The organism is Lysobacter changpingensis (assembly GCF_017308985.1).
GTDB classification, from domain to species: Bacteria; Pseudomonadota; Gammaproteobacteria; order Xanthomonadales; family Xanthomonadaceae; genus Lysobacter_J; species Lysobacter_J changpingensis.
In genome coordinates this window covers 18,650-30,586 of the sequence record NZ_JADWPE010000004.1, presented here as the reverse complement: position 1 = coordinate 30,586, position 11,937 = coordinate 18,650, and the positions used below count along the sequence as shown (strand labels likewise).

Annotated in this window: 12 protein-coding genes; all 12 read right to left on the bottom strand. The window is 69.4% G+C overall.

Annotated elements, in window-relative coordinates:
- Window positions 1-92 precede the first annotated feature (92 nt).
- On the bottom strand, window positions 93-731 hold the full coding sequence (locus I4U41_RS18580) for a protein phosphatase CheZ (protein WP_206861698.1): 639 nt from the start codon (window positions 729-731) through the stop codon (window positions 93-95).
- The gene (cheY, locus tag I4U41_RS13515; protein WP_206861697.1) at window positions 728-1,120 is read right to left on the bottom strand and encodes a chemotaxis response regulator CheY; all 393 of its coding nucleotides are present in this window, start codon (window positions 1,118-1,120) and stop codon (window positions 728-730) included. The genes I4U41_RS18580 and cheY overlap by 4 nt, the downstream gene beginning before the upstream one ends.
- Before the next feature lie 120 nt (window positions 1,121-1,240).
- Window positions 1,241-2,008: an RNA polymerase sigma factor FliA gene (locus I4U41_RS13510; protein WP_206861696.1), complete on the bottom strand. Its 768-nt coding sequence runs from the start codon at window positions 2,006-2,008 to the stop codon at window positions 1,241-1,243.
- On the bottom strand, window positions 2,005-2,907 hold the full coding sequence (locus tag I4U41_RS13505) for a MinD/ParA family protein (RefSeq protein ID WP_206861695.1): 903 nt from the start codon (window positions 2,905-2,907) through the stop codon (window positions 2,005-2,007). Before I4U41_RS13505 ends, I4U41_RS13510 begins: the two co-directional genes overlap by 4 nt.
- Entirely contained in the window at window positions 2,891-5,131 is a 2,241-nt protein-coding gene (flhF, locus tag I4U41_RS18700) for a flagellar biosynthesis GTPase FlhF (protein ID WP_206861694.1), read from the bottom strand. Before flhF ends, I4U41_RS13505 begins: the two co-directional genes overlap by 17 nt.
- A 144-nt stretch (window positions 5,132-5,275) precedes the next feature.
- The gene (gene flhA / locus I4U41_RS13495; protein WP_206861693.1) at window positions 5,276-7,354 is read right to left on the bottom strand and encodes a flagellar biosynthesis protein FlhA; all 2,079 of its coding nucleotides are present in this window, start codon (window positions 7,352-7,354) and stop codon (window positions 5,276-5,278) included.
- Window positions 7,351-8,505 (bottom strand): flagellar biosynthesis protein FlhB, encoded by a 1,155-nt coding sequence (gene flhB, locus I4U41_RS13490; protein WP_206861692.1) that lies wholly within the window; start codon window positions 8,503-8,505, stop codon window positions 7,351-7,353. The genes flhA and flhB overlap by 4 nt, the downstream gene beginning before the upstream one ends.
- 116 nt (window positions 8,506-8,621) lie before the next feature.
- On the bottom strand, window positions 8,622-9,410 hold the full coding sequence (fliR, locus tag I4U41_RS13485; RefSeq protein ID WP_206861691.1) for a flagellar biosynthetic protein FliR: 789 nt from the start codon (window positions 9,408-9,410) through the stop codon (window positions 8,622-8,624).
- A gap of 138 nt (window positions 9,411-9,548) precedes the next feature.
- The gene (locus I4U41_RS13480; protein WP_206861690.1) at window positions 9,549-9,818 is read right to left on the bottom strand and encodes a flagellar biosynthetic protein FliQ; all 270 of its coding nucleotides are present in this window, start codon (window positions 9,816-9,818) and stop codon (window positions 9,549-9,551) included.
- Window positions 9,819-9,822: 4 nt separating this feature from the next.
- Entirely contained in the window at window positions 9,823-10,638 is an 816-nt protein-coding gene (fliP, locus tag I4U41_RS13475; protein WP_206861747.1) for a flagellar type III secretion system pore protein FliP, read from the bottom strand.
- A 176-nt stretch (window positions 10,639-10,814) separates the two neighbouring features.
- On the bottom strand, window positions 10,815-11,609 hold the full coding sequence (gene fliO, locus I4U41_RS18695; protein ID WP_206861689.1) for a flagellar biosynthetic protein FliO: 795 nt from the start codon (window positions 11,607-11,609) through the stop codon (window positions 10,815-10,817).
- On the bottom strand, window positions 11,606-11,935 hold the full coding sequence (gene fliN / locus I4U41_RS13465; RefSeq protein ID WP_206861688.1) for a flagellar motor switch protein FliN: 330 nt from the start codon (window positions 11,933-11,935) through the stop codon (window positions 11,606-11,608). Before fliN ends, fliO begins: the two co-directional genes overlap by 4 nt.
- Between the last annotated feature and the right edge of the window lie 2 nt (window positions 11,936-11,937).

Below are 11,937 nucleotides of genomic sequence, written 5' to 3'. Positions count from 1 at the left end.
GGTGCGGCCTTCGGCCTTACCCGGGCTACAAGAGCGACGCGCGCCGCGATTTGCTTCATCCGTTCTCATCGGCATGACTCGCGTCGAACGCCTCAAAGCCCCAGCGACGACAGCAGATCGTTCGCGTCTTCCTGCGTCGCGGGCGTCGGGTCCACGCCCGCCACCGACGGGCCGTAACCGCGGTTGTTGTGGTTGAGGTGGCTAAGGTGGATTGGCGTCGCCTCGCCGTCGGTGATCTCGCCCAGACCCGCATGCACCGCACGGACGAGTTCGACGACGCGGCGGATGATCTGGCCGGTGAGGTCCTGATAGCCCTGCGCCGCGGTCATTTCCGACATGCGCGAGCGGATCGCGGCGATGGTCGCGGCTTGTTCGTCGGTCGATGCATCCGGCAGCGTGCCCAGCAGGACGCCGCATTCCTGGATCAAATCGAGCGTGCGATGGCTCGCGTCCTCGCTCACGTGCACGACGTGCTCGAGGCGCGCGCAGGCTTCCGGCAGCGATGCGTTCGGATTCGCGCTGCCGTTGCCCAGCGCGGTGTCCAGTTCGCGCGCGAGCTTCGCCAGGCCCTGCACCAGCGGCTGGCTGCGCCACTGGATCAGCGCGTCGACGTTGCTGCGCCAGCCGGCGAGGTCGTCGTGTTCCAGCGCCCACAGCGCCGCGTGCAGGCGCGCGATGACGGCCTGCCGATCCTCGCTGAGCGCCTTCTCGAAGGAGGGCGCGTCGGTCACGCGGCGGCTCCCAGGCGCTCGAACACCTTGTTGAGCTTGTCTTCCAGCGTCGCCGCGGTGAACGGCTTGATGACGTAGCCGTTCACGCCGGCCTGCGCGGCTTCGATGATCTGCTCGCGCTTGGCTTCGGCGGTGACCATCAGCACCGGGATCTTCGCCAGCGACGCGTCGGCGCGGATCGCCTTGAGCAGGTCGATGCCCGGCATGCCCGGCATGTTCCAGTCGGTGACGACCAGGTCGAACGGCGCCTTCTTCAGCTCGATCAGCGCGGTCGAGCCGTCGTCGGCCTCGGCGGTGTTGTGGAAGCCCAGATCGTTGAGCAGGTTCTTGACGATGCGGCGCATGGTCGAGAAGTCGTCGACGATGAGGATGCGGATGTTCTTGTCCATGTGGGCTTGCTCGATACGAAGTGGTTCAAAAGGGAAGATCAGGCGGTTGCAGCCCGGGCAAGCGGAGCGCACCCGGGTCGTGCGCGTGGGTCCCCGGGTGCGCTGCGCTTGCCCGGGCGGTCAGAACTCGTCGTCGTCATCGCCGTGCGTCCCGCGCCATTCGCCCAGGCGCGAGCGCAACCGCAGCATCGCCTGGCCGTGGATCTGGCACACGCGCGATTCGGATACGTTGAGTACCGCGCCGATCTCGCGCAGGTTCAGTTCCTGCTCGTAGTACAGCGACAGCACCAGCTGTTCGCGCTCGGGCAGATGGCCGATGGCCGCGCCGAGCGCTTCCTTGAAGGCGACCTGCTCGAACTCGCGCGCGGGCGTCGCGCCGGCGTGGTGCGCCAGGTGCGGTTCGCCGTCGTGTTCGTCCAGGTGCGCTTCCAGGCTGATCAGCTGGCCGCGCGCGGCGTCCTCGAGCATGCGGTGGTATTCGTCGAGCGGGACGTTGAGCGCGACCGCCACTTCCTGCGCGGTCGCGGCGCGGCCGGTGCGCTGTTCGACCTCGCGTGTCGCCGCGACCACGTCGCGATAACGGCGATGCACCGAACGCGGCACCCAGTCGCCACGGCGGATCTCGTCGATCATCGCGCCGCGGATGCGGATGGATGCATATGTTTCGAACGCGGCGCCTTGATCGGCCTGGAAATTCCGCGCCGCGTCGATCAGGCCGAGCATGCCGGCCTGGATCAGGTCGTCGATCTCCACGCTCGCGGGCAGTCGCGCGGCGAGGTGGTGCGCGATGCGGCGCACCAGTTCGCCGTGTTTCTCGACGATCTCCGTGGCGTTGCCGTGGTCGGCCGCGCGCTGGGTCGCCTTGTATTGGGCGGCGGCGGCGTTCATGCGACGGCGCTCCTCAGCGGGTCGTTGGCGTTGGCGGCATTCGCGCCATGGGCGACGAGGCGTTCCATGAAGAACTCCACGCCGCCGCGCGGGCCGAGCGGCGACTGCCAGCTGCCGGCGCGTCGCGCGATGTCGCGGAAGGCCAGCGCCGACGGGCAGCCGGGAAAGGCCTCGACGACGGCTTCCTGACGCTGGATCGCGCGGCGCAGCCATTCGTCGCGCGGGATCGCGCCGAGGTAGTGCAGGGTGACATCGAGGAAGCGCGCGCTGACGCGTTCGAGCTTCTCGAACAGCTGCTTGCCCTCGATCGCGTTGTTGACCTGGTTCGCCAGCACCTGCACGCGGGTGACGCCGCGCTCGCGGCTGAGCACCTTGATCAGCGCGTAGGCGTCGGTGACCGAGGCCGGCTCGTCGCAGACCACCACGATCACGTCCTGCGCGGCCTGGCAGAAGGTCAGCACGCTGTCGGAAATGCCGGCGGCGTTGTCGACCACCATCGCGTCCAGCGGCAGGTCGAGCTGGCAGAAGGCGTGCACCAGGCCGACGTGCTGCTGCGGCAGCAGTTCGGTCATGTGGCGCTTGCCCGACGCGGCGGGGACGACCCACAAACCGCGCGGGCCTTCCAGCAGCGTGTCCTGCAGTTCGCAGCGGCCGGCGAAGACGTCGGCAAGGGTGAACTGCGGCGACAGGCCGAGCATCACGTCGACGTTCGCCAGGCCCAGGTCGGTGTCCAGCAGCAGCGTGCGCTGGCCGGCGTGGACCAGCGACATGGCGAGGTTCACCGACACCGAGGTCTTGCCCACGCCGCCCTTGCCGCTGGCCACCGCGATGACGCGTACCGGCGCGCGCGCGCTGCCGTTGGCGGCGGAGGTGGCGTTGAGATCAGCTGGCGAATGCATGGCGGTCCTCGGTGGGGAGGGTCACAGGGCGGGAATCGAGAGACCCGAGGGGGTTATCGGCAGCACGTCGCACTTTCTCGAGGGTCGAAACGAGGCGATGTGCATCGGCGGCGGCGATGTCGGCCGGAACCGCCTGTCCGTCGGTGGTGTAGGCCAGGCTCAGGCCCTGCTGGACCAGCACCGACAGCGGCGAACCCAGGCGGCCGGTCTCGTCCAGCTTGGTCAGCACCACGCCTTCCGGCGAGGCCGGGCGGTAGCGGCGGACCACTTCGCCCAGGTCGTGGGCGTTGGTGTTGGCCGGCAGCACCAGCAGGCTGCGCACGCGCTTGGCGGCGCGCAGCCAGAGGATCTGGCCGAGCAGCGCCCGGTCGCGCAGGCCGTGGCCGGCGGTATCGACCAGCACCAGCGGGTAGTCGGCGAGCTGGTCGAGCGCGTCGTTCAGCGCCTCCGGGCCGGCGGCTTCGCACACGGTCACGCCGAGGCGGCGGCCGAGGATGTGCAGCTGCTCCGTGGCGCCGGGGCGTTCGGTATCGGTGGTCACCAGGGCGACGTCGCGGGCGCGGTGGCGCTGGGCGAAGCGCGCGGCGAGCTTGGCGGCGGTGGTCGTCTTGCCGGCGCCGGTCGGGCCGACCAGGGCGATCACGCCGCCGTCGTCGATGGGTTCGTGGCGGGCGACGGAAATCGCGCGCGCCAGTTCTTCCAGCACCGGTTCGCGGATCTGCGCCGGCTCGAGGCGGGCGTCGATGCGGCCGGCGATGGTCTGCGCCAGATTTTCGTCGCAGCCGTAGCGCAGCAGCATGTCGAACGCGGCGGCCCGCGCCGGCGATCCGCGCAGGCGTTCGACGGTGAGCTGGCCGAGTTCGCGCTCGATCAGGGCGCGCATGGTCGCCAGTTCGTCGCGCATGGCGATGAAGGCGGGGTCGCGGTTGTCGGGGACGGCGTGGAGGTGGGGGGCTTCGGCTTTCGCAGCGGCGCTGTTCGGGGCGACGTTCGAGATCGCGGCCGACTGGGCCGCTCTCCCCACGGGAGAGGGGTTGGGGTGAGGGGCAACGGAGGGATTGCTCAACAGATCGATGTAGGAGGCAGAACCCCCTGCGGCAGCGACCTCTTCGACGTGATCCCGACCTCCAGGAGAAGGAAGCAACGCGTCATCGCTCCACAGATCCGCAAGGCTGCGGTACTCGCCCGCACCACTCGCCGAAGCGTCGGAAGAGAGGACAGCGCCACCGATCGGAGAGGCGGCCGTGGGCGCGGCCTCCTCCCGATCGGTGGCGCTCTCCCGCATTGCCTCGTTGCTGGCGGCGACCTTGCCGGCGTTCGCAGCCGCTTCGGCGATGGCGGCATTCGAGAAGGCCGCCGCCGTCGCTTCGAACTTCTCCCCCTGCGGAATCAGCGCCGCCATCATCGCGTCGAAACGCGAGGTGTCCGGCGGCGGCAGCGGCGAGGCCGTCACGACCGTTTCGGACTTCGGCATGCGCGGCGCGGTCTGCAGCGGCGTGCCGTCGCCGATGGCGAACACGGCGCGGCCCCGGATCGGCGATTCGGCGATCTTCGCGCGCGGCTGCGCGCCGGCGGACAACGTGACCACGGCCGGTTCGTCGCGTTCGAGTTCGACGCGCGTGGCCTGCGCAGGTTCCACGTTCTTCATTTCGATGCGCTCCATGTGGGCGCGCGCGTCCTCGCGCGGCGCTTCGCCGACCGGCGCGGTCCAGGCGGGCTTGGACTTCGATGGCTTGGTCAGCAGCGCGGCGAGCGAGCCGAAGCGCGATTTCTCTTCCGAGTTCGCCGCGGAGCGGTTTTGCTCCTCCCCCTCCTTGGAGGCCGGGGTTGGGAGGAGGGAGCCCGGCGCGGTAGCGCCGAGCCCTGCGCGGTTGGTTGTATGGCGTGCAAGCTCGCCGCTGCGCGGCTTCGCGACCCCTTCCCAACCCTCCCCTGCACGCAGGGGAGGGAGTCGATCGGCTTCGGGCTGCTTCGCCACCGGCACCGCAGCCACCGTCGCCGGCGTGCTCGGCGACGCCACCGGCGCCGGCGTGGCCGGCAGCGACGGCAAGGCGGCGCGCAGGGCCTGCTGCGCCAGCGATTCGTCGTAGTCGGTGGCGGCGACGATCTCGATGCCTTCCTCGACCGGACGGTTCGACAGGATCACCGCGTCGGGACCCTGTTCGTCGCGCACCATGCGCAGCGCGGTGCGCATGTCGGGGGCGGTGAAACGTTTGATTCGCATGGTGAGAGCCGTGATTCGTGATTCGTGATTAGTGATTCGTCAAAGCGGTGAACAACTGCGGCGGTGATGTGGTCGGTACCTGTGGGCCATCGGCGTTTGCTCCTGACGAATCACAAATCACGAATCACGAATCACGGATCGAAATCACCCCACCGCCCCCACCAACCGCAACCGCTTGTCCTCCGGCACCTCGCCGTAGGCCAGGACGGTCAGCGCGGGGACGCTGTGCCGCACGAGCCGGGCGATCGCCGAACGGATCCCGCCGGGGACCAGCAGCACGGCGGGTTCGCCGCGGCTTTCCTGGCGGGTGACGCACTCGCTGAGGTTCTGATGCAGACGCTCGGCGAGTCCGGGTTCCAGCGCGGCGCCCTGGCCGCTGACGGAGTCCTGCAATACCCGTTCCAAAGCCGGCGCCAAGGTATAGACGGGCAGTTCGGCGCCCAGTCCGTTCAGTTCCTGGACGATGAAGCGGCCCAGCGCGGTGCGCACCGCGGCCGTCAGCAGCGCCGGGTCCTGCGTATGCGGGCCGTGCTCCAGCAGCGCTTCGACGATCTGCCGCAGCTGGCGTACCGGCACGCGTTCGGCCAGCAGCGACTGCAGCACGCGCACGATGGTCGACAGCGGCAGCAGCTTCGGCGTCAGGTCTTCGATCAGGCGCGGCGAGGCGCGGCCCAGCGTCGCCAGCAGCTGCTGCACTTCCTCGTGGCCGAGCAGTTCCGCCGCACGCTCGCGCACCAGGTGCGACAGATGCGTGGCGATCACGGTCGCCGCATCGACGACCGTGTACCCCAGCGATTCGGCCTGCGCGCGCTGGCTCGGCAGGATCCACACCGCATCCAGCCCGAACGCCGGGTCCTTGCCGGGAATGCCGTCGACCTTGCCGAACACATGGCCCGGATCGAGCGCGAGGTGGCGGTCGGGATGGATCTCGCCGCTGGCGATCGGCACGCCGTGCACCAGCACGCGGTAGCTGCCGGGCGCGAGTTCCAGGTTGTCGCGCACGTGCACGGCGGGAATCAGGAACCCCAGGTCCTGCGTGAGCTTGCGACGCACGCCCTTCAGGCGCGCCAGCAGTTCGCCGCCCTGGTGCTTGTCGACCAGCGCGATCAGGCGGTAGCCGACTTCCAGGCCCAGCGGTTCGACCGGGCGCAGTTCGTCCCAGCTCAGTTCCGGCTGCGCGGCGGCGGTGGCGGCGGCCTCGCCTTCGGGCGTGTCCTGCGGCGGCGCGAGCGATTTGCGATGCAGGCGCCACGCGGCGAAGCCGAGCAGCGCGGCCAGCGTCAGGAACGGCAGGTTCGGCATGCCCGGCACGACACCGACCAGCCCGAGCAGCGCCGCCGACACCGCCAGCGCACGCGGATGCAACACCTGCGTGCTCACCGCCTGGCCCATTTCCTGCTCGCGCGTGGCGCGCGTGACCAGCATCGCGACCGCGGTGGAGATCAACAGCGCCGGCAACTGCGCGACCAGGCCGTCGCCGATGGCGAGCAGCACGTAGGTGGTGCCGGCGTCCTTCAGCGCCATGTCGTGCTGGAGCACGCCGATCAGCACGCCGCCGATGATGTTGATCGCCAGGATCAGCAGGCCCGCGATCGCATCGCCGCGCACGAACTTGCTGGCACCGTCCATCGAGCCGTAGAAGTCCGCTTCGGCGCGCACTTCCTCGCGGCGCAGCTTGGCGTCCTCGCGCGACAGCAGGCCGGCGTTGAGGTCGGCGTCGATCGCCATCTGCTTGCCGGGCAGGGCGTCGAGGATGAAGCGCGCCGACACTTCCGAGATGCGCCCGGCGCCCTTGGTGACGACGACGAAGTTGACGATGGTCAGGATCGCGAAGACCACGATGCCGACCGCGAAGCTGCCGCCGATGACGAACTGGCCGAAGGATTCGATGACGTGGCCCGCCGCCGCAGGGCCCTGGTGGCCGTGCAGCAGCACCACGCGGGTGGAGGCCACGTTCAGCGCCAGGCGCAGCAGCGTGACCAGCAGCAGGACGCTGGGGAAGATCGAGAACTCAAGCGGCCGCCGCACGTACACCACCGCCAGCAGCACCACCAGCGACATGGCGATGTTCACGGTGAACAGCGCGTCCAGCACCAGCGGCGAGAGCGGGACGATGACCATCGCCAGCATCGCGAGGACGACGACCGGCGTCGCCAGGCCGCTGCGGATGGCGTGGCCTACGTTCGCGATGGAGAAGCGGCTGTCGGACGCCTGGCTGCTCATGCCGACGGCTTTCCGTCACCCGCGGGATCGATGTCCGCCAGGCCCTTCTCGACCGACACATCGCCCAGCGTCGGCATCGGCCCATGCGCCGGGTGCCAGCGCTTGAGCTGGTAGACGTAGGACAACACCTGCGCGACGGCGGCGTAGAGCTTCACCGGGATCTCCTGGTCGATCTGCGCATGCCGATACAAGGCGCGTGCCAGCGGCGGCGCCTCGATGATCGAGACGCGGTGCTTGCCGGCGACGTCGCGGATCGCCAGGGCGATCTCGTCCACGCCCTTGGCCACGACCTTGGGCGCGCGCATCTTCCCGGCCTCGTACTTCAGCGCCACGGCGTAGTGGGTCGGGTTGGTGACCACCACGTCGGCGGTGGGCACCGCTTCCATCTGCTGGCGACGCGACAGCTGCGCGGCGACCTGGCGCACGCGCGCCTTCACTTCCGGGTTGCCCTCGCTTTCCTTGTATTCGTCGCGCAGCTCCTGCTTGCTCATCTTCAGCCGGTTGCGGTACGACCAGTGCTGCCACGGCACGTCGATCAACGCGAGCAGGCCGAGCGCGCCGACCATCGCCAGCACCGCCCTGGTGATCAGCGAAAGACCGACGGACACGGCTTCCTGCAGCGACATGCCGGCCATGCCGGTGAGATGCGAGAACGCGCCGTACACGACCATCCCGGCGAGGCCGCCGATGAGCAGCACGCGCAGCAGCGAGCGCACGAGTTCGGCGGCGCTCTCCTTGCCGTACATGCGCTTGAAGCCGTTGAGCGGGCTCAGCCGTGCGAAATCCGGCGCCAGCGACTTGCTCGCGAAGCGCAGCCCGCCCATCACCATCGGCGCGATGAAGCAGGCGCCCAGCGCGGCGAGCAGCACCGGCAGCATCGGCTTGAGCAGGCCGAGCAGCAGCGAGGCGGCGTGCGGGAGGAGGCGATCGGGCTGGTCGAGAATGGCCGGATCGATGATCAGTGCGTTGCGCAGCCAGTCCTGCGACGCGCTGCCGATGCCCGAACCGGTCGCCACCAGCGCCATCGCCGCGCAGCCGAGCACCGCCACGTTGCCCAGTTCGCGCGATCGCGGAACGTCGCCGCGTTCGCGCGCCTCGCGCAATCGTTTCTCTGATGGCTGCTCGGTCTTGTCTTCCTGGTCTTCGCTCATTGCGTGCGGCCCTGGCTTTTGTAGCCCGGGTAAGGCCGAAGGCCGCACCCGGGACCGGAGTCGAGGCGGCGCCCGGGTGCGCTTCGCTTACCCGGGCTACAACAGCGAAGGAACCGTCAGGCCGTCACCGCGCGCGCCGCTTCGAACGCCTGATCGAACAGACGCTCCACCGGCCCCTGCATCTCGCGTGCCAGCAGCATCAGCAGCACCAGCCCCACCAGCAGCGCGACCGGCAGGCCCAGCTGCACCGGATTGAGCTGCGGCGCCGCGCGCGCCAGCACGCCGAAGGCGAGGTTCACCGCCAGCATCGCCACGATCACCGGCAACGCCAGCAGCAGGCCTGCCTGCAACGCGGCGGAGAAGAACGTCGGCACCACCGACAGGAACTGCTGCACGTCCGGGATGGGCGTGCCCAGCGGCAGCGCGTGATAGCTGTCCAGCAGCAGTTTCACCAGCGCCAGATGACCGTCGAAGGCGAAGAAAAGCAGCCCGAAGACGAGGTAGAACCACTGCGACAGCACCGGCGAGGACGCGCCGGAGAGCGGATCGGCCATCGTCGCGAACGACAGGCCCATGCCTTGGGATACCAGCTCGCCCGCGAACTGGCCCGCTTCGAACGCGAGCCGCAGGATCGTGCCGATCGCCAGGCCCACGGCGAATTCGCGCACGACGGTGAGCACGGTGGCGGCATCCACGCCCGCGGCGGGCGGCGTCGGCAGCAGCGCGGAAAGCGCGCCCGACAGCGCCAGCGTGATCATCAACCGCGCCCGCATCGGCACGCCGCGCCCGCCGATCATCGGCATCGCCTGCATGGCCGCGCCGATACGGATCGCATGCCACAGCACCGTGGCGAGCATGCCGAACAGGTTGAGGCCGTCGATGACGGTGGCGGAGGTGGGTTCCATCTCAGCGACGCGATGTTGCGGTTGCCGTGGTAGCCCGGGTAAGCGAAGCGCACCCGGGGCTTGCGTCTCCGGAGGCGTTGCCCCGGGTGCGGCCGTTGGCCTTGCCCGGGCTACAAACGCCGGTCCTGCGCGATGCGTTCATCCGACGATGTGCGGAATGCGATGAAACAGATCCGTCGTGAACGCGACGAGCTTCCCGAGCAGGAAATGCCCCGTCAGCGCCAGCGTCGCCACCAGCGCGATGGCCTTCACGACGAAGCCGATCGTCGGTTCGTTGAGCTGCGTGGCCGCCTGCACGATGCCGACGACCACGCCCACCACGAGCACCGCGATCAGCGGCGGCGCGCCGAGCACCAGCGCCATTTCCAGGCCACGGCCGATTTCGGTGAGGGCGGTTTCCGGCGTCATGGCGTCAGACCGGGTTGAACGACGCGGCGAGCGAGCCCACCACCAGCACCCAGCCGTCCACCAGCACGAACAGCAGGATCTTGAACGGCGCCGACACCAGCATCGGCGAGAGCATCATCATGCCCATCGACATCAGCACGCTGGCCACCACCAGGTCGATGATCACGAACGGGATGTAGATCAGGAACGCGATCTCGAACGCGGTCTTCAACTCGCTGGTGAGGAACGACGCGGCCAGCACGCTGAACGGCACGTCCTGCGGCGTCGCGTACGGGCCGCTGTTGGAAAGACCCGCGAAGGTCATCAGGTCGTTCTCGCGGATCTGCGCGAGCATGAAGCCGCGGAACGGCTCCGACGCGGCGGTCCACGCGCTGCGGAAATCCATCTGGTCGTTGAGGTAGGGCGCGATGCCGGCGGCCCAGGCCTGGTCGAACACCGGCATCATCACCATCGCGGTGAGGAACAGCGCCAGCGCCAGCAGCACCTGGTTGCTCGGCGTCTGCCCGGTGCCGAGCGCCTGCCGCAGCAGGCCCAGCACGATGATGATGCGCGTGAACGCGGTGAGGCCCAGCAACGCCGCCGGCAGCAGCGTGATGCCGGTCATCAGCAACAGCACCTGCATCGGCAGGCTGACCGGTTCGCCGCCGACCTTGCCGACCGTCACCGATGGCAGCGGCTTGTTGAGCGACGGGAGGCCGGGGGCGGAGAGCGGGGCGGCGGGCTGTGCGGTGGGTGCCTGCGCCGGGACAGGGTCGGGCAGGGCCTGGGCGTTGGCGGGGTGGACGACCGCAAGGCTGGCGACGAACAGCGCCAGCGACATCGCGAACGCCGAAGCGATGCGCTTCACGTTGGTCCGTTGAAACAAGGACAGCGTCATTCCGGCGAAGGCCGGAATCCAGGCCGTCATGGCCTGGGTCCCGGCCTGCGCCGGGACGACGGTTTCCCCAAACGATGCGGCGGCATCATGCGCCGCCGTGGAATCCTGATTCGCGAACGTCACGGCTTCTTCCCAAGGTGTTTCTGCAGCAACTGCGCGAACGGCGTCGCGAGGTTCTGCAGGCTGGGCGTTCCCTGCGAAGGCTGTGCCACGGGAAGCGGTTCGGTGAGCGTGTGCAGCGCCGTCATGCCGTTCTGGCCGACGCCGAGCAGCAGCTGCGTGCCGCCGACATCGACCACCACCACGCGATCGCGCGGGCCGAGCGTCAACGAGCCGACGATGCGCAGCGCGTTGCCGCCGCCGGTCGCGCGCGTGAAACCGGGCATGCGCCTGGCGAGCCAGCCGAGCGCGAGGATCAGCGAGACGACGAGGATCAGCGCGAACAGCGCGCCGCCGATGCCGGGACCTTCGGGTTGTTTGGCGAAGGTTTGGGGTTTGGACGGGTGGCCGACGGTGGCTGTGTGCTTTGCGGTGGACGCAGCCGGAGTCGACGCCGCACCGAAGTCCGACCCTGCTTGCAGGGGGAGGTTGGGAGGGGGTAGCGAAGCCGCGCCAGCGGCTGAGGCCTCTTGCGGGGGAAGCTGCGAAGAAATCGTCTCCGAAGAGCCCGCCGCAAGCGGCGCGCACCCCTCCCCAACCCTCCCCTGCGAGCAGGGGAGGGAGCTGTCCGCCGCAGCGGCGAGGCTCACGGCAGTGCCTGCACTCTTCGCAGGAATAACGCCAGCGGAAGTGGCATCAGCAGAGGCGACAGAAGCAGCGGAAGCAGCAGGAGCAGCAACCGGCGCCGAAGCCACCACGAACGCCGCATTCCCGACCGCGACCGTCGCCTCGCCAAGCGGAACCGGACCGCTCATCGCAGCCTCTTGATCCGCTCCGCCGGGCTCACCACGTCGGTCAGCCGCACGCCGAAGCGGTCGTTCACCACCACCACTTCGCCCTGCGCGATCAGCGTGCCGTTCACGTAGAGGTCCAGCGGTTCGCCCGCGCCGCGTTCGAGTTCCACCACCGAACCCTGGTTGAGCTGCAGCAGGTTGCGGATCGGGATGCGGGCGCGGCCGACTTCCAGCGACAGCGTCACCGGCACGTCGAGGATCACGTCCAGGTTGAGGTCGCTGGCCGCGCCGGTCTCGGCGGTCAGCGGGTCGAAGGCGGCGCGTGCGGCGTTGTCGGAAGTGTTCATCG

Bases quoted from the DNA above. Each gene is read 5' to 3' on its own strand.
- cheY (WP_206861697.1), bottom strand. From the start codon at position 1,120: ATGGACAAGAACATCCGCATCCTCATCGTCGACGACTTCTCGACCATG.
- flhB (WP_206861692.1), bottom strand. From the start codon at position 8,505: ATGAGCGAAGACCAGGAAGACAAGACCGAGCAGCCATCAGAGAAACGA.
- fliR (WP_206861691.1), bottom strand. From the start codon at position 9,410: ATGGAACCCACCTCCGCCACCGTCATCGACGGCCTCAACCTGTTCGGC.
- I4U41_RS13480 (WP_206861690.1), bottom strand. From the start codon at position 9,818: ATGACGCCGGAAACCGCCCTCACCGAAATCGGCCGTGGCCTGGAAATG.
- fliP (WP_206861747.1), bottom strand. From the start codon at position 10,638: ATGTCGCTGGCGCTGTTCGTCGCCAGCCTTGCGGTCGTCCACCCCGCC.
- I4U41_RS13510 (WP_206861696.1), bottom strand. From the start codon at position 2,008: ATGAACGCCGCCGCCGCCCAATACAAGGCGACCCAGCGCGCGGCCGAC.
- fliN (WP_206861688.1), bottom strand. From the start codon at position 11,935: ATGAACACTTCCGACAACGCCGCACGCGCCGCCTTCGACCCGCTGACC.
- flhF (WP_206861694.1), bottom strand. From the start codon at position 5,131: ATGCGAATCAAACGTTTCACCGCCCCCGACATGCGCACCGCGCTGCGC.
- flhA (WP_206861693.1), bottom strand. From the start codon at position 7,354: ATGAGCAGCCAGGCGTCCGACAGCCGCTTCTCCATCGCGAACGTAGGC.
- I4U41_RS13505 (WP_206861695.1), bottom strand. From the start codon at position 2,907: ATGCATTCGCCAGCTGATCTCAACGCCACCTCCGCCGCCAACGGCAGC.
- fliO (WP_206861689.1), bottom strand. From the start codon at position 11,609: ATGAGCGGTCCGGTTCCGCTTGGCGAGGCGACGGTCGCGGTCGGGAAT.